The 22175-nt window shown below is 64.3% G+C and carries 20 protein-coding genes; 12 read left to right on the top strand and 8 right to left on the bottom strand.

The features are described from left to right. The first annotated feature begins 53 nt into the window (after nt 1-53). From NK8_RS10845 to NK8_RS10835, 3 genes are read left to right on the top strand one after another with little or no spacing between them, the layout of a single operon-like run. Complete coding sequence (locus NK8_RS10845) at nt 54-1079, top strand: glycosyltransferase family 4 protein (protein WP_162066187.1); 1026 nt, start codon at nt 54-56, stop codon at nt 1077-1079. Between the two features lie 11 nt (nt 1080-1090). Next, nucleotides 1091-2986: a nucleoside-diphosphate sugar epimerase/dehydratase gene (locus NK8_RS10840; RefSeq protein WP_213226321.1), complete on the top strand. Its 1896-nt coding sequence runs from the start codon at nt 1091-1093 to the stop codon at nt 2984-2986. A 15-nt stretch (nt 2987-3001) separates the two neighbouring features. After that, nucleotides 3002-4033 carry a glycosyltransferase family 9 protein gene (locus tag NK8_RS10835; RefSeq protein ID WP_213226320.1) on the top strand — a complete coding sequence of 344 codons (1032 nt, stop codon included), beginning with the start codon at nt 3002-3004 and terminating at the stop codon, nt 4031-4033. Here the strand turns inward: NK8_RS10835 and NK8_RS10830 are convergent. The 5 genes from NK8_RS10830 to NK8_RS10810 form a co-directional block, all read right to left on the bottom strand. Beyond that, nucleotides 4030-4947: a LysR family transcriptional regulator gene (locus NK8_RS10830; protein ID WP_213226319.1), complete on the bottom strand. Its 918-nt coding sequence runs from the start codon at nt 4945-4947 to the stop codon at nt 4030-4032. The two genes, NK8_RS10835 and NK8_RS10830, sit on opposite strands and share 4 nt — an antisense overlap. A gap of 106 nt (nt 4948-5053) precedes the next feature. Beyond that, nucleotides 5054-5641 carry a phosphatase PAP2 family protein gene (locus NK8_RS10825; RefSeq protein WP_213226318.1) on the bottom strand — a complete coding sequence of 196 codons (588 nt, stop codon included), beginning with the start codon at nt 5639-5641 and terminating at the stop codon, nt 5054-5056. A 42-nt stretch (nt 5642-5683) separates the two neighbouring features. Then, nucleotides 5684-6754 (bottom strand): GlxA family transcriptional regulator, encoded by a 1071-nt coding sequence (locus NK8_RS10820; protein ID WP_213226317.1) that lies wholly within the window; start codon nt 6752-6754, stop codon nt 5684-5686. Between the two features lie 310 nt (nt 6755-7064). Further along, nucleotides 7065-7517: a GDP-mannose mannosyl hydrolase gene (locus NK8_RS10815; protein ID WP_213226316.1), complete on the bottom strand. Its 453-nt coding sequence runs from the start codon at nt 7515-7517 to the stop codon at nt 7065-7067. A 678-nt stretch (nt 7518-8195) separates the two neighbouring features. Further along, entirely contained in the window at nt 8196-8504 is a 309-nt protein-coding gene (locus tag NK8_RS10810) for a hypothetical protein (protein WP_213226315.1), read from the bottom strand. Nucleotides 8505-8643: 139 nt separating this feature from the next. On the opposite strand from NK8_RS10810, the gene NK8_RS10805 reads away from it, so the two are divergent. The 5 genes from NK8_RS10805 to NK8_RS10785 all read left to right on the top strand — a co-directional run bounded on the left by NK8_RS10805 (nt 8644) and on the right by NK8_RS10785 (nt 16351). After that, nucleotides 8644-9642: a GlxA family transcriptional regulator gene (locus NK8_RS10805; protein ID WP_162066179.1), complete on the top strand. Its 999-nt coding sequence runs from the start codon at nt 8644-8646 to the stop codon at nt 9640-9642. A gap of 215 nt (nt 9643-9857) precedes the next feature. Continuing rightward, nucleotides 9858-11318: a mannose-1-phosphate guanylyltransferase/mannose-6-phosphate isomerase gene (locus NK8_RS10800; RefSeq protein ID WP_213228611.1), complete on the top strand. Its 1461-nt coding sequence runs from the start codon at nt 9858-9860 to the stop codon at nt 11316-11318. A 137-nt stretch (nt 11319-11455) separates the two neighbouring features. Then, nucleotides 11456-12832: an undecaprenyl-phosphate glucose phosphotransferase gene (locus NK8_RS10795; protein WP_213226314.1), complete on the top strand. Its 1377-nt coding sequence runs from the start codon at nt 11456-11458 to the stop codon at nt 12830-12832. Between the two features lie 50 nt (nt 12833-12882). Then, the gene (locus NK8_RS10790; protein WP_162066176.1) at nt 12883-14037 is read left to right on the top strand and encodes a polysaccharide biosynthesis/export family protein; all 1155 of its coding nucleotides are present in this window, start codon (nt 12883-12885) and stop codon (nt 14035-14037) included. Nucleotides 14038-14110: 73 nt separating this feature from the next. Beyond that, nucleotides 14111-16351, top strand: coding sequence for a polysaccharide biosynthesis tyrosine autokinase (locus tag NK8_RS10785; protein ID WP_213226313.1), 2241 nt, complete (start codon nt 14111-14113; stop codon nt 16349-16351). Between the two features lie 34 nt (nt 16352-16385). On the opposite strand, the gene NK8_RS10780 is transcribed toward NK8_RS10785, so the two are convergent. Beyond that, on the bottom strand, nt 16386-16691 hold the full coding sequence (locus NK8_RS10780) for a hypothetical protein (RefSeq protein ID WP_213226312.1): 306 nt from the start codon (nt 16689-16691) through the stop codon (nt 16386-16388). Nucleotides 16692-16891: 200 nt separating this feature from the next. Between NK8_RS10780 and NK8_RS10775 the strand changes: the two genes are divergently transcribed. Next, nucleotides 16892-17350, top strand: coding sequence for a hypothetical protein (locus tag NK8_RS10775; protein ID WP_213226311.1), 459 nt, complete (start codon nt 16892-16894; stop codon nt 17348-17350). Here the strand turns inward: NK8_RS10775 and NK8_RS10770 are convergent. Continuing rightward, nucleotides 17344-18666, bottom strand: a complete 1323-nt coding sequence (locus NK8_RS10770) for a hypothetical protein (RefSeq protein WP_225936160.1) — start codon at nt 18664-18666, stop codon at nt 17344-17346. The genes NK8_RS10775 and NK8_RS10770 overlap by 7 nt on opposite strands. A gap of 674 nt (nt 18667-19340) precedes the next feature. Here NK8_RS10770 and NK8_RS10765 point away from each other — a divergent pair. From NK8_RS10765 to NK8_RS10755, 3 genes are read left to right on the top strand one after another with little or no spacing between them, the layout of a single operon-like run. After that, nucleotides 19341-19784: an ImmA/IrrE family metallo-endopeptidase gene (locus tag NK8_RS10765; RefSeq protein ID WP_213226310.1), complete on the top strand. Its 444-nt coding sequence runs from the start codon at nt 19341-19343 to the stop codon at nt 19782-19784. Then, nucleotides 19781-20245, top strand: a complete 465-nt coding sequence (locus tag NK8_RS10760; protein WP_213226309.1) for a hypothetical protein — start codon at nt 19781-19783, stop codon at nt 20243-20245. Before NK8_RS10765 ends, NK8_RS10760 begins: the two co-directional genes overlap by 4 nt. Before the next feature lie 35 nt (nt 20246-20280). Next, a complete protein-coding gene (locus NK8_RS10755; protein WP_213226308.1) occupies nt 20281-20976 on the top strand; it encodes a dienelactone hydrolase family protein in 696 nt (231 codons plus the stop codon). A 62-nt stretch (nt 20977-21038) separates the two neighbouring features. On the opposite strand, the gene NK8_RS10750 is transcribed toward NK8_RS10755, so the two are convergent. Further along, a complete protein-coding gene (locus NK8_RS10750) occupies nt 21039-22148 on the bottom strand; it encodes a glycosyltransferase (protein ID WP_213226307.1) in 1110 nt (369 codons plus the stop codon). Nucleotides 22149-22175 lie beyond the last annotated feature (27 nt).

The raw sequence follows: 22175 nt of genomic DNA, 5'->3' as shown, positions 1-22175 counted from the left end.
GAAAAGAATTGCCAGGACGATAGGGCCTCGTTTCGACAACTCGATGACATTGCATGCTGCTTTCGTATTTTGAAGCTTCGCCGCTGCTGACCGCGACGGCGGTCGTGGTATTGGCGTTCGCCGCGTGCGCGCTGATCCTTCGGACGCTGCTGGGCACCGGCCTCGCGTGGCGTCTGGCCACCGACATCCCCAACGAGCGCTCGCTGCACGAGCGGCCGACGCCGCGCGTCGGCGGCTGGGGCGTCGTACCGGTCGCCGTGATCGCGCTCGTGCTCGCCGCGCCGTCGATGTGGCTCGTCGCCGCATGCGCGGTCTTTCTGGCGGCCGTGTCGCAGATCGACGACCGCCGCGGGCTGCCCGCGCGCGTGCGCTTTGCGGCGCATATGGTCGCGGTCGCGCTCGTCATCGTCGCGCATCCGGCGGACGTGCCGTGGTGGGCGCTCGCGCTGGTCGGCTTTCTGATGTTGTGGCTCGTCAATCTCTACAACTTCATGGACGGCTCCGACGGGCTCGCCGGCGGCATGGCGCTGTTCGGTTTCGGCGGCTACGCGCTCGCCGCGCTCGCCGGGCCCGCGCCGCATGCCGATCTGGGTCTCGCGAGCGCGGCGATCGCCGCCGCCGCGGCCGGATTCCTGACCCTCAATTTCCATCCGGCCCGGATTTTTCTGGGCGACGCCGGGTCTATTCCGTTGGGTTTTCTCGCTGGCGCGCTTGGGTTTTGGGGCTGGCAGCGAGGCGCGTGGCCGGTCTGGTTCCCGGCGGTCGTGTTTTCACCGTTCATCGCGGATGCGTCGGTCACCCTGTTGCGGCGTCTCGCGCGCGGCGAAAAATTCTGGCAGGCGCATCGGGAGCATTACTATCAGCGCATGGTGCGCTCGGGCGTCGGACACGCGCGAACCGCGCTCGCATGGTATGCGCTCATGTTGGCGGGCATAATGCTTGCCAACTGGGCACTGCGGTTTTCGTTCGCGGGGCAGTGGGCGGCAGTGACAGGCTGGGCCGTCGTGGTTGTGGCAGCGGGCGCGGCGGTCGATGCGCGTTGGCGGCGTCATGCGACGCGCCATTCCGAACAAACTTGAGGGGCCGGCTGATGAATCGAATAAAAGCATCATGGCTATCGGCGGGCGCATTCCTCTTCGATCTGGCCGCCGTGGCCGGGTCCTGGCTTGCCGCGTACGTGATCCGCTTCAACGGCGCCGTGCCCCACGACTTCCGCGAAGGCGCGCTCGCCGCGCTCGTCTGGGTGCTGCCGGTCTACGCCGTCGTGTTTCGCGTGTTCGGTCTCTATCGCGGCATGTGGGTGTTCGCGAGCCTGCCCGACCTGATGCGTATTTCAAAGTCGATCATCGTCGGCGCGCTCGTCGTGATGGTGGGCGCGGTGATGTCGCAGCCGATACCCATCATCCCGCGCTCGGTGCTCATCGTTTCGCCGCTGCTGCTGTTCCTCGCGATGGGCGGCGCGCGCGCGCTGTATCGCGCGGCCAAGGAGTTCTATCTGTACGGCGGGCTCGTGGGGCAGGGCAAGCCCGTGATCGTGCTCGGCGCGGGCACGGCGGGCGCGATGCTCGCGCGTGAACTGGCGCGCTCGAGCGAGTGGCGCCTCGTCGGCATGCTCGACGACGATCCCGGCAAGCAAGGCCGCGAAGTGCTCGCGCACAAGGTGCTCGGCTCGTTCGGCGATCTGCCGCGCATCGCGGAGCAACTGAAGGTCGACTACGTGATCATCGCGATTCCGTCGGCGTCGGTCGAGGAGCAGCGGCGTGTCGCCACGCTGTGCGTGCGCGCGGGCGTCAAGGTGATGGTGCTGCCCGCGCTCTCGCCGCTCACGCAGGGGCAGAACTTCCTGTCGCGCGTGCGGCAGATCGACCTCGAAGACCTGCTCGGCCGCGAGCCGGTGAAGATCGACATGCCGCACGTCGAGCAGTTGCTGCACGGGCGCGTCGTGATGGTGACGGGCGCGGGCGGTTCGATCGGCTCGGAGCTGTGCCGGCAGATCCTGCGCTTTGCGCCGGCGCAACTGGTCGCCTACGATCTCTCCGAATACGCGATGTACCGTCTCATCGAGGAACTGCACGAGCGCTTTCCCGAGTGCTCGGTGATTCCGGTCGTTGGCGATGCTAAAGATTCGCTCCTGCTCGATCAGACGATGGCGCGCTTCACGCCGCATATCGTCTTCCACGCCGCGGCTTACAAGCACGTGCCGCTGATGGAAGAGCAGAACGCATGGCAGGCGGTGCGCAACAACGTGCTCGGCACGCTGCGCGTCGCGCGCGCGGCGATCCGCCACGGCGTGCGCCACTTCGTCCTGATTTCCACCGACAAGGCCGTCAATCCGACCAACGTGATGGGCGCGAGCAAGCGTCTCGCGGAGATGGCGTGTCAGGCGCTGCAGCAATCCGCGCCGCGCACGCAGTTCGAGACGGTGCGTTTCGGCAACGTGCTCGGCAGCGCGGGCAGCGTGATTCCGAAGTTCCAGCAGCAGATCGCGAAGGGCGGGCCGGTCACGGTCACGCATCCGGAGATCACGCGCTTCTTCATGACGATTCCCGAGGCCGCGCAGCTCGTGTTGCAGGCGTCGAGCATGGGACGCGGCGGCGAAATCTTCATTCTCGACATGGGCCAGCCCGTGAAGATCGTCGATCTCGCGCGCGATCTGATTCGGCTCTACGGGTTCTCGGAAGAGCAGATCCGCATCGTGTTCACGGGGCTGCGTCCGGGCGAAAAGCTCTACGAGGAACTGCTCGCCGACGACGAAACCACTACGCGCACGCCGCATCCGAAGCTGCGCATCGCGCAGGCGCGGGGCGTGCCGGATCATTTCATCGACGAACTGTTGCCGTGGCTCATGCAGCATCGCGTGCTGTCCGATGAAGAAGTGCGCCGCGATCTGCGCCGCTGGGTGCCGGAGTATCAGACGACGACGATGCCCGTGCTGCAGAGCGTGCAGGTCGCGAAGGTGGCGGCCGAGCGCGGCGCGGCGGGCTGAAGCGGGCGGTCACGCATGACGACGCTCGACGAAGTTCATGCGCTGACCCACGCGGGCTCACTGTTGTCGCAGAGCGGCGAGATCGTCGCGCCGTACGATCTCGAAGTCACGCATGCCGATGCCGCCGGTTTTTCCCCGCTTCCCGCCGATATCCTTAACGCGGGCCGCGCGCCTTTCGATGCGGACTATGCGCGCGCGAGCCGCGTTCATCTCGTCAACGCATTCGGCGTCACACTCGGGGATTCGATCATCGGGCTTTCGGCGCTCTTCGCGATCAAGCGGCTGCATCCGCATCTCGCGTTCACGATCTACCGTCCGGCGCGCGCGCCGCGCTATGTGCAGCGTCTTTACGAACTCGCGGCGCCGCGTTGTGGCGGTATCGTCGACTTGCCCGTGCCGCTCGCGCGCCTGCCTGTCGATGAGCTGAAGATCGATATCGGCAATCAGCTCTTCTGGCCGCGCTTCGCCTCGATGCCGATGATCGACTTCTTCCTGTGGGCGCTGGGCGTCGCGCCGCAGACCATCGATGCCGACGACAAACGCAATCGCTGGCTCGCCGATGTGCCTTTGCCTACGCCCGCGCGCGAGGCCTACGCGCTTTTCTGTCCCGATGCCAGCACGCCGGTGCGCAGCATTCCGGCGTCGGCGCGTGCGGGTATCGTGGCGCGGCTCGCGGATGAAACCGGCCTGCCGGTGATGGGGTTCGGCGCGGTCGATCATCCGCGGTATCGCGACATCGCGTCGCTTTCTGTCGATACCGGCGATTTCCTCGCGTGGGTCGGTCGCGCACGCTATCTGGTGACGGCGGACACGGCGGCGCTGCATATCGCGGCGGGCTTTGGCGTGCCGACTACGGCGTTCTTCACGACGATTCCTGCGCTTATGCGTGCGCGTGATTATGCGAACTGCGTCGGTGTCGAGATGGCGTTGCCGCATTTGTACGGGGTTCACGCTAGCGCGCGGCCAGCGGATCTTCATGCGGTCGAGTGCGCGTATCGCGATTACGACTGGTGCGCGATGCCGTTCGCGCGCGGTGTGAAAGCCTAACCCCTGCTGACCTGAAACGTCGGCAACCGCGCATACAGCTCCGCAACCCAGTCGATGAACACGCGCACACGCCGAGGCTGATGGCGATTGGCCGCATACAGCACCGACACCACCCGCGGATACGACGGATAGTCGCTGAGCACTTCCCTGAGCGCGCCGCTCTTGATGAGCGGCGCGAGCGTGTAGCTGGAACTCTGAATCAGCCCGAGTCCCGTGACCCCCGCCGCGATATACGAATCACCGTCGTTCACGGCGATCTTGTGCTTCATCGCGACGGTGCGCGTCTCTCCATCGACGACGAATTCCCAGTTGCGCACGCGCCCCGAGTTGTTCAGCACATACCCGACGGCCAGATGCTGTTCGAGATCCTCCAGCGAAGCCGGCTCGCCATGTTTCTCGATGTAGCCCGGCGCGGCGCACGTGATCTGCGTATACGCGCCGATGCGCTTGGCGACCAGCCCGACATCGCCGACCGCGCCCACGCGCACGACACAATCGACCGCTTCCTCGACGAGATCGACCTGCCGGTCCGTCAGCAGCAGCTCGACGCCGATATCCGGATACGCCGCGAAGAATTCCGGCAGCGCGGGAATGATCGTGTTCTTCGCCATCACCTGCGGCAGGCTGACTTTCACGTTCCCCTTCGGACTCAGCTTCGAATGCGAAAGCGACGCTTCCATGTCGTCGACTTCGCCCAGCACGCGCACGCAGCGCTCGTAATAGGCCTCGCCGTCTTCCGTGATGCTGATGCTGCGCGTCGTGCGATTGATGAGGCGCGCGCCCAGATGGGCTTCGAGCGCCTGCAGCGTGCGCGAGACGCTGGCGGGAGGCAGGCGCAGGGCGTCGGCGGCTTTGGAGAAACTGCCCGCCTCGACGACTCGCGCGAAGACTTTCATTGCAAGAAAGCGGTCCATGCTCGGGGTCCGGAACGTAATCGCGCGCCCCGAACGGCGCGCGCGAAGAATCAGCCAGCTTTTTCAAGCGACGATCATACTTGGGTTCGCCCGCGCCCGCGCCGTTTCAGAACCCCAATCCCTGGCAGAGCCACCCCGAGTAATGTTCGATCATGCGCTGAAACGGCGCGTGATGGCCGTACGCGATCGATGAAACCGCCAGCAGCCCGACACCCGCGGCGAGCGCGCGCGGCATCTTGCGCGGCTGGTCGAAGACGCGCGCGAGGAACAGGCCGGCGATGGCCGCGCCGAGCACCCAGCCCGCGACGACTTCGGCCGGCGTGTGGGCGTCCTGCATGATGCGGCTCGCGCCGATCGCCGCGGCGAGCGCAAGCCCGCCCGCCGCGCCCAGCCGATACCACCCGCCGCCGAAACCGCCGAACAGCAGCCCGCCCGCGACCGTGTAGATCGACGCGGCGAGCATCGTGTGACCGCTGATCATGCGCAGCTGAATCGCCGTTATTTCGACGCCGCAACCGGCGTAGAGAATCTTCGAGAGACCGACGAAGCCCATGCCGATTGCGAGCAGCACCGCCCACCGCAACGCGAGGCGCAGGTCGACCGAGCGCAGCCACAGTGCGCAGACGAGTGCGAGCGGGAGCAAAAAAGCCGCGTCGCCGAGATTCGAAAGGATCCAGAGTACCCTTGATTCCATGCGTGTCCGTTATAGGTAATCTCGCGGGCCCGTCGAACCCGCTTACGAGGTGTCGCCCTGTTTTCGACGGCCCGCCAGCCGGTATTCGGTCGGCGAGATGGAGAGCCGTTTGCGGAAGATTTTCGCGAGGCCGTCGCCGCTGCCCGCGCCGCAACGCCGCGCGATCTTGTCGACGGGCAGATCGGTTGCGGCGAGCAGCATGCAGCTCGCATCGAGCCGGGCGCGCAGCAGATATTCCGACGGCGTCAGCCCGATCTGCGCCTTGAAGCGGCGCAGGAAATTGCGCTCGCTCATCGCGGCGACGCGCGCCGCATCCGTGATGGAAATCGGCCGCACGTAGTTTTCGCGAATCCAGCGCGCGGCGGTCTCGATCTTCTGGCGCACGCCGCCGCTGTCGGTATCGTCGAGCACGGTGGCGAGCTTCTGCCACGCGCCGGGAATCGAACGCTCCGACACTTCCCGCGCGACCGTCGCGCCGTGATCGCGCTTGACGATGGACAGCGCCGCCGCGATTGGCCCTTTCGGATCGTCGAGCGTGAGCGTCTGCTCGGCGATGAAAAGCGGGTTCGTCAACGTGGACGTCAGCGCGGGCGAGTGCGCGCGATCCGCGGACTCCGCAGTGAAATCGAGCGAGCGGTTCTGCACGGAGAGACTGGCCGCGGCGAGAATATGCGCGCCTTCGCCGATCGCCTTGATGAACGGAATCTTCGGCGCGACGCGGCCGAGACGCTTCCTCAGCGCCGCGTCGTTGCGCACATGCCGCGCGCCCACGCCGCCCGCGATGAAGAGCGCGTCGCACTCGTTCATCCAGCGCGTTTCGAGGCTCTCGGTCCAGATGCGCATCGAGCAGCTGCTCGCCACGCTGCCGCCCTCGCTCGACAGGAACAGGAGCGAATAGTTGGGCGCCGCCGCGCGCCCGGCGGCATCCGCGGGCAGGCGAACCTGATTGGCGAGCGAGAACACCTCGGAGATCGAACTGACTTCGACGAGCGAAAAGTCCTCGAAGATCAGGATGCCGATCCGCTTCGCCGCGCTGGCCATATCGGCGGGCGGCGTGTCGTGCGCGACGCCGCGCACGACCTGAAGCCTGCCCGAGCCATTGGCATACACCATCGACGTCTCCCTGTGCGGACCGGAGCCGGCATGTCGGCGGCGTGTCCCGGTCCCATCCATGAAGGAACGAAAGTACGGGAAAGTGGGTTACATGGCTCGCACTATACGCGGCGGCCAACAGTCCCCGGGTCGCAAGTCCGAAATTGACGAACTGTTGGCAGATGATCTCGATACGCGGGGAATATGCTCGCATCATCCGTGACGTCTGATGAAACCGGACGGTCGCGGCACAACAGGTTTCTTGGCGGAAGGGGCGGGCGGCGCGCAGCAATGTGCGCCGTTTGTCCTTTCAGCGCGCGCGTTTGCGGGATCAGCGGAAGTAGGCCTTGGTGTTCTCGTGCACGTCGTCGCGTGAGAGCAGATCGTCGGCGCCAAGCCAGAGATATTCGCTGTGTTGATCGAAACGTCCGATCGGCACGGTGCCGCTCAAGGTCATCGCGTAAGCGAGCACGATGTAGTGCGTGCCGATGTCCGACGCGCCCGCGAAGTTGTCGTCGTAGAGATGCTCGTACACGCCGAAGAAGCGCGTGGCCGAACGCTCCGCGCTCGCGACCCCAAGTTCGTTGTGCACGATGCGCCTGAATGCGGCGTCGAGCGTTTCATCTTTCACGATGCGCCCGCCCGGCACGAACCAGGTGCCCTGCGCAGGACGGTTGCGGCGACGGCCCACGAGAACGCGCCGCTTGCCGTCGGTGACGATCAGATCGATCGCCACAAGCGGCGTCAGCCGAACCACCGTCAGAAAATCCGTGTTGCTCAGCATCTTCGCTCCGTGTCTGTCGCGCGCTCAAGCGCACACGATGACGCCCGCGCCGCCGCGCGACCGTGCGCGCGGGCACGCGGCGGGATGTTTTGTCGGATCGATCGGGCAGGTCGGCCATGTTCGAATCCGCATCGATTCTCACAACTGAAACATCCGACGGATGCCGCCACGCGAGTCACGCGGCACATCGAGGCAGCAAACTTGACCGATGCCGCGCTGCCGCCGCCGCACTAAATCCCGCAGGCGCGGACGTCGACGGTTCGCGCGAATTTAAAACCATTCGCCCGATGATTACGTGGCCAGACATTCGGTCATTCAAAAAGCGGCGTCGCGGCGTGCGCCGCCGCAAATATACGAGGCGGAGATGGAAGTGGCCGCGCGCCGGGTCCGCGTGCGCGCGGCGTCGCCGCCAGCCGGCGCTTATTGCGCCGCAGCAACGTAATCCATATGAAAACACCGCATTATGTCGTTGAATAAAAATCGCGCGGGCCGGTTTAAAATCGACTTTCGACCTTGCGTTCGCTTAATTGAAAATCATCGTTAATCGAAAGGCAGTTCAGCAGAGCTATTAAATAGGCGAATCAGATGTTAATTAGCCAGCGTTTGTAAATGTAACGGTAAATCCAAAATTTTCCGATTTCCTTGATTCGAGTTACTGCGCAGCCTCGGATCGATGTTTCATTTTTGCATCAATTTCAATGATCCTACCGGGCCGATGCGCTGCCCGGAGAACCACGCAGGGCCGTGTATCATGGCGTTGCGGCCATCCGGCTGTCCGATCCGGCGGCTTGCGGGACGAAATGCGCTAACGCCTGCAGCCACACTTTGTATGACAAAACCAATCGTATTTTTCATCCACTGAAAAATGCGCGCCGTTGCGATTTGGAAAAGGCATACCAATGTGCGGTCACCCTCACAGCGGAACAGATTCTGTCGTTCAAACGCGAAATTCCAGAGCACAAAAAACATTGTCTGCTTATTATTCAAGCCAGCGGATCGAATCCGCCATCACTTCGTTCCAATCGGTCACGGCAACCCGGCGAAGTTCGGGATAGTGCATTGATGCGCCGCAATGGCCGAGAAACTCTTCCGCGCACTCCAGGAAACAAAGCAGCAGAGGATGACCATGCCTTACGCCAATGTAGAACCCGCAGTCACGGGTTGGACACCACCCGCGACGAGAGCCTCGCAGGCCGAGGTCCGCCGCATCGCAATCTTGCTGTTCGACGGTTTCTCCCTGCTGGGCGCGGGGATCGTCGCGGAGGTCTTTCACATGGCGAACGAGTTGTCGTCTGCGAAGTCCCGGCCGGACTGCACGTATGACGTGCGCTTCCTGTCGGTCGAAGGCGGCAATGTCGCGTGCTCGTCGTCGGTGCGCGTGTGGACCGACGGGCTCGACGCGCGTCACTACGGCGGCTTCGACGCGCTGTTCGTCGCGGGCGGCCGTGGCGCTGACGACGCCGCGAAGGACGATCGCATCATCGAATGGCTGCGCCGCGTGCAGTCGAAGACGACCGTTGTGCGCGCCATCTCCGAGGGCCGCAAGGTGCTCGACGCCGCCGGCATCGGTCACGCGCAGGAATCGCAGCGCTACGGCAACGCGATGATTCACCTCGTGCGCGAGGAGCAGCAGGGCGATGCGGGCGACCGCTACGAATCGATGAAGGGCGCGCTCATCATCGTCAAGCGCGATCTGGGCATCGACGTGTCGCGCAGCGTGGCCGAGCGCCTGATGCCGGGTTCCGCCGCGAAGCTGGTGTCGATTCTTGGCGACAGCGGCGCGGCGTCGGCGGGCGACAAGATCCGCGCGGCGGCGCGCTGGTTGCAGGACAACTGTGAACGGCCGATTTCGGTCGTCGATGCGGCGCAGGTGGCCGCGATGAGCGAGCGCAACTTTTTGCGCCGCTTCAAGATCGAGATGGGCATCACGCCATCCGATTATTTGCTGCAGGCGCGTCTCGCCGTGACCTGCGCGCTGCTGACGGATTCGGAGCTGCCGGTCGACAAGATCGCGCGCAGAAGCGGCATGGGCAACGGCGACAGGCTCGCCAAGATCTTCCGCAAGCGCCTTCTGATCTCGCCGACCGAATACCGGATGCAGAGCAGGCGCGAAGCAAACGGCTGAAACGCGCGAAGTGTGACGCGGGTCGCTGACACGCCAACTATGGCGTAAAGCGTCGGACATTTGGCCGGACCTCATCGGTTCGGCACTTAATCATTCCCGGACGGTTCACGCCGTTCGGATGAACATGCAGGCAGGAGTCCTTTATGACGAATGAAGCACGCACGGAAGGTGGAGTGGCGCAGGGAGCGGCAGGTGTGGAGGCGGGTCCGGCCGTGATGGCCGGGCCTTGCCGACGCCTCGTCCCGGTCATTCTCGCCGGCGGCTCGGGCACCCGCCTGTGGCCGATGTCGCGTGAACAATTCCCGAAGCAGTTGATCGGCGTCGTCGGTCGTGATTCGCTATTGCAGGCTACTGTTTCGCGACTGAAAGATTTCGCGGGCGACTTCAAGGTCGACGGCGAACCGATCATCGTATGTGGCGAGGAGCATCGTTTCACCACCGAGGAGCAGATGCGCGAGAGCGGTGTCGACGCGCACATCATCGTCGAGCCGGCGCGGCGCGACACCGCGCCTGCGCTCACGCTCGCGGCGCTCGCCGCGGTGAAGAACGGCGCGGATGCGATCATGGTCGCGATGCCCGCCGATCACTCCATCGCCGATATTCCCGCGCTGCATCGCGCGATCTCGATCGCGGCGGAGCACGCGGAGCGCGGCGTGATCGCGACGCTCGGCATTCCGCCGACGCGCCCCGACACCGGCTTCGGCTATATCCGCCTGGGCGCGGCGCTCGATGACGGCGCGCACGCCATCGACCGCTTCGTCGAAAAACCGGCGGCCGAACTCGCCGCGCAATACGTCGCGGCCGGCACGTACTGGTGGAACAGCGGCATCTTCGTGGTGCGCGCGAGCGTGTGGCTCGCGGCGCTCGGGCAACTCAACGCCGACATGCTCGCGGCCTGCACGGCCGCAGCGAAGGAAGGCGAGGCCGACGGCAAGTTCTTCCGTCCGCAGGCCGCGCAGTTCGGCCGCGCACCGTCCGATTCGATCGACTATGCCGTGATGGAGCACATCGGCACGCCGAGCAAGCCGTGCGACGGCGTGGTCGTGCCGCTCGTCGCGGGCTGGTCGGATCTCGGCTCGTGGGACGCCGTCTGGGACGCGATGGACAAGGACGAATCCGGCAACGTCGCAAGCGGGCGCGTCGTGTTCGAAGGCGCGACGTCGAGCTATGCGCGCTCCGAGGGCGGGCGGCTCGTCGCGTGCGTGGGCACGACCAACGTGATCGTCGTGGAGACGGATGACGCGGTGCTCGTGGCGGACCGTTCGCGCGTGCAGGACATCAAGGGGCTGGTTGCGCGCATCCGCGAGCAGCATGCGCCCGAAGCCGACGCGCATCGCAAGGTGCGCCGGCCGTGGGGTTTCTACGATTCGATCGAGCACGGCGAGCGTTTCCAGGTGAAGCGCATCGTGGTGTCGCCGGGCTCGAAGCTGTCGCTGCAGATGCATCACCATCGCGCGGAGCATTGGGTCGTCGTGTGCGGCACGGCGCTCGTCACGCGTGGCGAAGAACAGTTCCTGTTGAGCGAGAACGAATCGACGTTCATTCCGCTCGGCGTGCGGCATCGCCTGGAGAACCCGGGCAAGGTGCCGCTCGAGATCATCGAAGTGCAGTCGGGCAGCTATCTCGGCGAAGACGACATCGTGCGTTTCGACGACAACTATGGCCGATGCAACTGAAGTGTGAAGCAGGACGCGGTATCAAGAGGCAGAGCGAGAGAGACTTGTCTGCATCGGCTTGCAAAGCGAGAAGACGGGCGCACGCGAGGAGGAGACAGGCGGGGCGGTAAAGGGCTGATTGCGTTCGGGGAGAAAACATGCGCGATTTACAGGGATTGCTCGCGCGCCTGTTCGACGTCTTGATGATCGTCGGCGGCGCGGCGGTAGCGTCGCAAATCAGGTTCGAGTACATCGAGGCTCACACTTACTCGATGGCGTTCGTCGCATTCGCGGCGGCGTTTTCGCTCGCGCTTTTTCCTGGCTTCGGCGTCTACCAGTCGTGGCGCGGCCGCAGCAAGCTCCAGCTTGCCTGTCAGGTGTCGCTCGGCTGGCTCGTCGTGCAAGGCTGCGCGCTGGCACTGATGTTTTCCCTGCATCGTCTCGACTATGTGTCGCGGCTCTGGTTCGCCTACTGGACCGCGATGTCCGGCGGCCTCATGATCGCCGGGCGTCTCATCACGCATGTGATCCTCGCGCGCATGCGCAACGCCGGCATGAACCTGCAGGAAGTGGCCGTGATCGGCTGCGGCAGGCATTGCGATCTGATACTGCGCAAGATCGAGCGCTCGCAGGACACCGGCTTTCGCGCGAGCGTGGCCTTCAACGCCGCGCCCGGCAAACGGATCAACACGCGCGTGCCGGTCTACGACAATTTCGATGCCTTCGTGAGCTTCGTGCGCGCGCAGAACGTGCACGAAGTGTGGCTCGCGCTTCCGCTTTCCGAGGAGCGCACGATTCTGCGCTTCGTGAACGAATTCCGCGACGATCTCGTCAACGTGCGCTTCATTCCCGACGTGCGCAGCCTCGCGCTCTTCGAAAGCGGCGTGACGGACCTGCTCGGCCAGCCCGCGATCAATCTGGTCGCGTCGCCGATGTCGCCGTCGGCGCAGCTGCAAAAGGAACTCTTCGACCGCGCGTTCGCGCTCGGCGCGATCATCGCCGTCGCGCCGTTGCTGATCTGCATCGCGCTCGCGATCAAGCTGACTTCACGCGGGCCCGTGCTTTTCAGGCAACGCCGCAAGGGCGCGGACGGCCGCGTCTTCACCATCTACAAGTTCCGTTCGATGCGCATGCACACGGAACAGGCCGGAGTGCTCCGCCAGGCCACACGCGGCGACCCGCGCGTGACCCGTGTCGGAGCGTTCCTGCGCCGCACCAGCCTCGATGAGCTGCCGCAGTTCTTCAACGTTCTGCGCGGCGACATGTCAGTCGTGGGCCCGCGTCCACACGCGCTCGAACATGACGACCTGTATCAGAAGGTCGTATCGGGGTATATCCATCGTTACCGGATCAAGCCAGGCATCACCGGCTGGGCCCAGGTCAACGGTTTTCGTGGAGAAACGGATCGGATCGAAAAGATGGAAGGACGCGTCGCTCACGATTTGTACTACCTGGGTAACTGGTCGTTCGGACTCGATATGAGAATCATCGCCGCAACGATCTTCAAGGGACTACGCCACACCAACGCTTACTGAAGCAGGGGACGACCATCATGCATAACCAACAACAACCAGGCACCACCTCCATGGCCGCCAATACCAACGTGTCGCGTATCTTCCGCCTCACGAGCCTGGCTGCGGCAGCTTCCATCTCCGTGATCCTGACCGGCTGCGGGCTCGCACCGGGCATGCACATGGAAAAGCCGGCCGCGCTCGTCGAGACGTCGAACGACCAGGGCGATCCGGCGAGCACGACCAACATTCCGATCACGCAGATCGATGCCGCGCTCGTGAAGAAGATGCGCACCGTGCAGCCTTCCACCGCGCCCGATCCGAACGCGTCGCTCTACGGCAAGCCGGGACCGTACAAGCTTGGCATCGGCGACGTGCTGCAGATCACGGTCTGGGATCACCCCGAGCTCGTCGCGGCGCTGGGCCAGCCGCTGGCTCAGGCGCGCACCGCCGATGCCGCGCCTGGCTTCGTCGTCGATGCGGACGGCAACATCCAGTTTCCGTACGTGAACAAGCCGCTGCACGTCGTCGGCAAGACCGAGACGCAGGTGCAGCGCGAGCTGTATGCGGAGCTGTCGAAGGTCTTCGTGAAGCCGCAGGTGACGGTGCGCGTCAATTCGTTCCGTGCGGCGCAGGTGTATATCGACGGCGACGTACGCACGCCGGGCGCGCAGCAGATCAACGACATTCCGATGACGCTCACCGAGGCGGTCGGCCGCGCGGGCGGCTTCGCGCCGACGGCGGACCAGAGCCGCGTCACGCTGATCCGCGATGGCGTCACGTACAAGATCAACATGGCCGGCATGACCGCGAAGGGCCGCAGTCCTTCGGACATCATGCTGAAGCCGGGCGATGCGCTGCGCGTCGATTCGCGCGACGAAAACGGCGTCTACGTGATGGGTGAAGTGACCCGCCCGGCGACGGTCATTCCGATGCGCAGCGGCAGGCTCTCGCTCTCGGACGCGGTGTCGCAGGCGGGCAGCTTCAATGCTGAAACGTCGGATCCGCGCGAGGTGTACGTGATCCGCAACGGCGCGACGGACCAGCCCGAGGTGTATCACCTCGACGCGCGTTCGCCGGTGTCGATGCTGCTCGCGAACAACTTCGAGCTGCAGCCGCATGACGTCGTCTACGTGGACAACAACGGCCTGGTGCGCTTCTCGCGCGTCCTGAACCTGCTCCTGCCGGCGATCAACGCCGGTCTGACGGCGGCCGTGCTGACGAAGTAAGCGTCTGACCGGCGCGCGCGGGGGCGCGCCGGAAAATCATTGTTCGACTTAAAAAAAGCAAGCGAGCGAGATCATGGCGATGAACTTTGATTCACGATACGCGGACGTATCGACGGGCGACGAGTTGCGGCTGTCCGACTATCTGGCAGCGGTGATGCGCAACTGGAAGCTCGTCACGGTCGTGATGCTTGCCGTGATCGCGCTCGGCACTGCCTACGCCTACACTGCGACGCCGGTCTACAAGGCGGACGCGCTGATTCAGGTGGACGACGGCAGCAAGAACACCAGCACAAACCTCAATCTCAACGCCAACGCGAACACGGCTCAGTCGCTTCCGCAGATGTCCGATGCGAAGTCCGCGACCGCCGCGCAGATCGAACTGCTGCGCTCGCGTATGGTCATCGACGACACGGTGCGGCAACTGCATCTCGACATCGGCGCGGCGCCGCGCGGCTTTCCCGTCGTGGGCGGATTGATCGGCAACGCGCTCGCGAAGTTCGACATTCCGGTTCCGCCGGGTTATCTGTCGCGCTTCGCGTGGGGCGGCGAGCAGATCGAGGTGCCGCTCTTCGAAACGCCGAAGGATCTCTACGAGAAAAAATTCACGCTCGTCGCAGGCGTTCACGGCGCTTACGTGGTGAACGATCCCGAAGGCGTCGCGATTCTTTCGGGCCGCGTCGGCGAGCAGGTGTCGGGCATGACGCCGCACGGTCCGGTGACGCTCAAGGTCGACAGGCTCGTCGGTCATCCCGGCGTGCAGTTCGAGTTGCAGCGCTTCTCGACGCTCACGACCATCGACCGTCTTCAGCAGCGTCTCGCCGTGGCGGAGACGGCAGCGCAATCCGGCATCATCGGCGTATCGCTGGAAGGTAGTAATGCGAAGGAAATCGCGCAGATCGTCAACAGTATCGTGAACCGCTACGTGCAGCAGGATGCCGCGAAACGTTCGGCCGAATCGGAGCACACGCTCGCGTTCCTCGATCAGCAATTGCCGCTCGTGAAAAAGCAGCTCGACGAGTCCGAGCAGCGCTATAACGCGTTCCGCAACAAGCAGGGCACGGTCGATCTCACCGAGGAAAGCCGTCTCTTGCTGCAGCAGGTCGTCGATAACCGGACCAAGCTCACGGACCTGCAGCAACAGCGCGCGGAACTGTCGCTGCGCTTCACGGCGAATCATCCGTCGGTGCAGGCGCTCGACGCGCAGATCGCCGCGCTCACCGCCGCGCAGACGCGCCTCGGCAAGAACGTGTCGACGCTGCCAGATACCGAGCAGATCGCGCTGCGCTATATGCGCGACGTGCGCGTGAACACCGAGCTGTACACGAACCTGCTCGCCAGCGCGCAGCAACTGCGCATCGCGAAGGCGGGACAGGTCGGCAACGTGCGTATCGTCGATCTCGCGCAGGCCGCCGACGATCCCGTGCGCCCGAGGCGCATGCTCGTGATCCTGATCTCGGCGGCCATCGGCCTCGTGCTCGGCGTCATCGTCGCGTTTATCCGCAAGGCGCTCTATGGCGGCGTCGAGCGTCCGGAAGACATCGAACGGCAACTGGGCACGCGTGTTTTCGCGATCGTGCCGCGCAGCACGCAGCAGCTTCGCCTGCAACGCCAGGTCGGCATGCGGCGCGAAGGGCTGCACGTGCTCGCCGCGAAGGCGCCGGAGGATGCGGCGGTCGAAGGCATCCGCAGCCTGCGCACGTCGCTGCAACTGCAACTCGGCGATGCGCGCAACAACGTCGTGATGATGACGGGCTCGCGTCCGGAAGCGGGCAAGTCGTTCCTCTCGGCGAACCTCGCGACGCTGGTTGCTTCGACGCGCAAGCGCGTGCTGCTGATCGACGGCGATATGCGCCGCGGCGATATCCACTCGCACTTCGGCGTGCGCCATTCGCCCGGCCTCTCGGACGTTTTGATGGGCGCCGACGTAAGGAGCACGATCCTGCACGACGTGCTGCCGGGCGTCGACCTCATCACCAAGGGCTCGCTGCCGTCGCATCCCTCGGAGCTGCTGGCGAGCGACCGGCTGGGTGAAATCCTCGCCGAGCTGAAGCAGTACTACGACCTGGTCGTCATCGATACGCCGCCGGTGCTCGCCGTGACGGACGCGACCGTGATCGGCAGGCACGCGGGCACGAGCCTGCTGGTCGTGCGGCATGGCAAGAATCAGGTGCAGGAGATCGGCGAGACGATGAAGCGTCTGCATAACGGCGGCGTGCAGATGAAAGGCGTGCTGCTCACCGATGTGCCGCAGTCGAAGGTGCTGATGGGCAGCACCTACGCCGGATATTACGGCTACGAAAGTATCGCGGAATGAAAGCCCCGGCATCCGGGCGTCAAGGCCCGGATGCTCAATACGGCGACTTGTAGATGTCGCGCGCGCGTGCCGGGTTGTTCGCCGCGGGAACCTTCAGGCCCGGCGGCGCCGGATAGAGCGTCGCGGCCGCGCTCTTGGGCGTCATCATCGATTTGGCGTCCGCCTTGGGCGCACTCGGGCGCAGCCGCGCGCCTCCCGCAGGATTTCCCACATAACCGTTCTGTTGCGCGAGCAGCTTGTCCGTCGGCGATGCGTCGGCGACATCGCCTGCGTGCGCGGCCGTGGGCGCGAGAGCGGTCATCGCCAGCGACAACAGGGCCGTGCGTAGCGCGTGCTTCATGATCTCCTCCGGGTGTTGTTCGATGCGTCGGCGCGCATGCATGAAAACAGGATATTGCGCGCCGCCGCCGATCGACGCCAAAAGCCATGCGCGAGCGGCCATTTCACGCGGGCGGGCGCGCGCCGCGGTGGCGCTTTCGGCGCGGCGAAAGCGGGCGTCGTTATAATCGCCGTCCGACCTGGTTTTTTGGCTGTCCGCCCGTGAAAAAGCTCATCGCTCTCGCCGTCGCTTCGATCGTCCTCACCGCCTGCTCGTCCGCCGAGAAAGAACAGCAGAAGGAACGCACGTTCCTGCTCTCGCAGCAGTCGCTCGATACGGCGCAACGCAATGCGACCGTCGCATGCCGCGACGCCGCGCAGTGCGATGCGGCGTGGAAGCTCACGAAGACCTACGTCGAGCAGAATTCGAAGGAACGTCTGACGCGCGCCGACGATGCCGCCATCGAAACGGACGTGCCTTCGGGTTCCGGCAAACCGGTGTTTTCGGCGACGCGCATCGCCAGCGGCAACGGCGCGACCATCTCGCTCTTCGCGCAATGCAAGGGCATGTTTGGCGATGAACGCGCGCGAGGCTCCGACTTCGACGACTGCGCGACCAAGATCATCGCCGTGCAGAACGGTTTCGCTCCGTACCTCAGGGAGCATATGCCCGCTCAGTGACGCAGGGGCACTATCGATTGCGTGGGCAGCGACGCGTCTTGCGGCACGTCATAAAAGGCCGTTGTGTGCTGCGTGGGTCGTCCGGCCGCTTCGGCGGCGCGCAGGCGCATCGCGTGCGAGATGCGCGCATACGACGCGACGACCAGCCCAAGCGCGACGCCGAACACGAGGCCCGAGAAACGGTCGCCCAGCGGATTGCCGCCGATCGATGTCGCCGGCAGCGCCGCGAGCACGAAGAGCGCACGTCCGAGCACCGGCAGGCCGGGCGCGTCGGGCGCGCGATGCCGCCACGCGCGGTACGCCATCGAGCCGCGCCAGAGCGCCCACAGGATCGCGATCGGCAGCGCGAGACCGAACAACAGGCCGCCCGCGAAGAACTGATAGACCCAGAAGTCGTGGCCGGCCGTCCATTTCCGGAGCGCGTAGTCGTGGCCGTAGCCCATGCCCACGGTCATCGAGAGCGCCGATGACGTCGTCTGATCGTACTGGTCCTTCATCTCCGCAAGACGCGTGATGGTGGCCGGATCGCGGACGATTCGCGCGTCCTGCGCGAACGGCACGCGCTGCACCCAATGCTCGGCGACGGCCGGGAACAGCGCCGCCGATGCCGCCGCCGTCGCGCCGAGCAGCGTCAGGATCATGACCGCGCGCAGGCCCCGCGTGAAGAACGGCCTGATCGACGGCGCGGCGAGCCACGTCGCATAAGCGAGCAGCAGCACGGTGCCGACTAGCACGCTGCGCGTCATGCTGACGAGTTCGATGGCGATCGTCGCGAGAAACAGCAGTACGGCAAATATCGTGATGCGTTTCGCGAAGACGAATTCATGCAGCAGCAGCCCTTGCAGGCAGAGGAACGTGACCGGGACGCTTATCGCGCCGACGTTCTCGATCCCGCCGCCCGCCGCGATGCCGACACCGTAGCCGAACACGAGCGACGCGATGATCGACCAGACCATCGCGCGTTCCATCTGCTCGAGACGCTGCGGTTCCCACGGACGGCCGCCCACGAAAAATCCGAGCAGCATCAGCAGGAACGGCAGGATCACGCGCAGATAGTTGCCCGGGTCGTTGCCTTGCAGCCATTGCGTGGCGACGCTGCCGATGAGCGTCAGCAAAAGGAGCGCGGTGACGAGCGTGCGCAGGCGCGAGCGTCGTGCGAAGCGTGGCGCGATCAGCAGGATCGCGCAGGCCGCGGCCATCGAAGCCACGGTGAGCAGTATCTCGACGACTTTGCTGTAAGGCCCCGCGCCACGGAAGTCGAACGCGAGCGGAATCAGACAAAGCCAGATCCAGACGACGGCGAACTTGTTGCGCATGACGTCCCCGGAAATCCCCGTATTTTTGCGATCGAATATATCAGCGGCCCTCCGCGCGCGCCGTGACGGCGGCGTCTCGCGACTAGGCTTCGGCGCGAAACGACGGATGCACATGTGTGCCGCAGCACGTTTCTTGCGGCGCAGGTGCGTGGGTCGGAGGTGTGTCCGTAAAACACGGGATTCTGGCGGACCGTCGCGGATTTCCCGACCGAAGATTGAATCGCCGGAAGCGGTTTGGTCCGGCGTGAGACCACTCAATAAGCGCGATGTGCGTGCGCGTGCCGGTACGAGGTCACCCGCGCCTGGCGGGTTAGCAGGCCCACGAGGACGCGCGGCTTTGGCCGCGCGAGCCATACGAGAACGAGCGACCCTCGCAGAAGGGAACGGCACGGGCCTGTTCGGCACGACATGCATGCAAGGACCCGATCGGTCGATCGAATTCGATTTCATCCGGGGACTCGCGATCATCGCCGCGTCGGCCTGCGTGCGTGCCGGCTTGCTTCGGCGCGCGCCACTTTTCCCTCAGCATTAGCCATTCGGACTAGGTGCATGGAGACGCCTGAAGGCCGATGATATGCTTCATCGCGATAACGCACAGGATTACGAAACGTCTGTTGCGAGCAATGAATTGCTGATGAAGAACAATCATTATGCCGAGAATGGCTGCGCGGTACATGCTTTCGGAGTATTGGGATGGGTTTCTACCGGTCGATCCGACCGTCATCGCGCGTGCCGCGCAAGTGACGGTCGAGCACGATCCCGATCTGGGTGACGCTTTCGGGCGCTTCGAATTCTTGGATGGACGGCCGCATATCTACACGAACCCGAATGAACCGGAGATGCGTCAGCGCTTTACCATCGCTCATGAATTGGGGCACTTCATGCTGGATCATGGCGACTGGTTCGTCGATACGGCTGATGAGTTCGCAACGGTGCAACTCGATGCGATCGAGAGGCAAGCCAATATATTTGCCCTCGAGTTGTTGATCCCCGGTTTTGCCGTCGAAATACTTATCGAGAAAAGGAATATCGGCAGCTTCGAGACGTTGAGAGAAATGTTCGGAGTCACCGAAATTGCTCTGGAACACAAGCTCAAGAGACTAGGTTGGGCGCCATGAATACTGACCCACCAAAGGAGAAGAGCGCGCGCGCTGAATTGTCCGCTCGTAGAACCAGATTGTCCGATGATGAATGGTCGGTCAAGCGGTTGTCTCTGGTCGAAGAATATATTGCCGACCGACGGCAGTTTCGCAAATTCCGGAACTATGCTTTCTTCGGAATGGTTGGCCTGATCGTGACGTTGGTGGCCATGTTCGCGCTGTGGGTTCGCTCGTTCGGCTTGCGCGTGTTCAGCGAGTCGCTTCGGGCCGATCAGCCTCAGGCGATCCTGTTGCTCATGCCGCTCGTCGTCATCGCGTCGCTTGTCGCGGTGGCGTTGCTGCCCCTCGTTCGCCTCGTCTTCCGGGAGACCGGCGACAAGGAAGACGACAAAGACAGTCTCACAATCTGGCAGACTCTGGTAAAGGAACTGGCCGACCTGCTCAAGCAGTACGTTGGCCGATCCAGACCCACCGCATGACTTCAGGCAATCTCACCCTCACCCAAGAGACTCCCATGTCCGACATGCTCAGCATCTCCACCCCCGACGGCAATTTCGACGCCTACGTCGCGTACCCCGCGCAAACGCCCGCGCCTGCCGTGGTCGTGATCCAGGAAATCTTCGGCATCAACGCCGACATGCGCGAAACCTGTGACGAATACGCGCGTCAAGGCTACGTCGCGCTATGTCCCGACCTGTTCTGGCGGCTCGAGCCGAACGTCGAGCTCACCGACCGCACCGAAGCCGAATGGCAGCAGGCGCTGAAGTACTACAACGCGTTCGACGTGAACACGGGCGTGGAGGACATCGCGGCGACCATCGGCTTCGCGCGCGGGCTTTCGCAGGTGCAGGGCAAGATTGGTTCGGTCGGGTTCTGTCTCGGCGGCCTGTTGTCGTTCCTGAGCGCCGCGCGCACCGATGTGGACGTCTCGGTTTCCTACTACGGCGGCGGCACCGATCAATACCTCGCCGAGCTGCCGAAGATCAAGGTTCCGCTCATGCTGCATCTCGCCGAAGAAGACGAGTTCATTCCCGCCGAAGCGCGCAATCGCGTGCTCGCGGCGGCGCAAGGGCACGCGAACGTCGAGGCGTTCACCTATCCGGGCTGCCATCACGCGTTCGCGCGCAACCAGGGCGCGCATTACGATGCGGCCGCCGCGAAGCTCGCCAACGGCCGCACCGCCGACTTCTTCAGCAAGCATCTGAAGTAAGCAAGGCCGCAAACGAAAACGCCGCCCGGAGCGGGGCGGCGTTCATCGCGCGACAAGACAGCTCATTTCTTCGCGGTGTGCGGCCGGCGGAACACCAGCCAGCGCGGCGCCTTGAAGCGCACGATGCTCATGTAGAGCCACACATACGTCGCCGCGAACACCACTACAAAGCAGAACAGATGCACCGTGTGCCGCCAGAAGAGTGTCGCGGGAATCACCGCGATCAGGCACAGCAGCCACAGATACGGCGACGTGAGCGAATTGCGCCGCGTGAGTTCGTGCGCGTTCTTCGCGCCCACGGCCCAGCGCATCAGACGCTTGTAGACGAGCATGTGCAGATGCACGCCGTCCGGAATGCCCGGCGAGATGCCGCGAATGAACTTCTTCCGGTAGATCGAGAAGCACGTCTCGAAGATCGGGTACATGAAGAGCAAGACCGGATACCACGCGGAAACATCGCGGTTGCGCATCACGAGCATGATCGAGAGTTCGCCCAGCATGAAGCCGACGAAGTACGCGCCGCCATCGCCGAGAAAGATCAGGCCGGCGGGGAAGTTCCAGATGAAGAAGCCCATCACCGCGCCCATCATGATGAGCGAGCCGGACAGCACGACCGGATCGTGCACCTGGAACGCCACGTAGGCGAGCGAGGCGAACATCATGAAGCTGACCATCGACGCGAGGCCGTTGAAGCCATCGATGATATTCACCGCGTTCGCGAGCGCCGCGACGGCGAGCACCGTCACCGCGCACGAAATGATCGCGTAGGACAGCAGGAAATCGAGCGGCGGCACGCTGATGCGCGTGACCGCGATATTCAGGAACGCGTAGGCGAGGCCCGCCGCGGCCATCGTGCAGATGAGGCGGGCAAGCGGTGAGACGCGCTTGGTCAGGTCTTCGATGAGCCCGGAGAGAAACGCCGGCAGCCCGCACGCGACGATGCCGAGAATCCCGCCTGACACGGCCGGATAGCCCCATCGCAATTGCACGGCCGATGCCGTCAGTCCGCACAGGATGCCGACGCCGCCGATGCGCGGCACCGGCCGCGCGTGAAACTTCTGCACGCCGGCGAGATCGGTGTCGCCAAGCACGCCCTCCTGCAGGTGTGCGAAGCGCACGATCAACAAGGTCACGAGCAGCGAGACCAGAAAAGCAAGCGCGAAACTAAGCATGAAATAGAACCGGTTGGGGAAAGCAGG

The organism is Caballeronia sp. NK8 (genome assembly GCF_018408855.1).
GTDB lineage: Bacteria > Pseudomonadota > Gammaproteobacteria > Burkholderiales > Burkholderiaceae > Caballeronia.
This window is presented reverse-complemented; position numbering and strand designations above follow the sequence as displayed.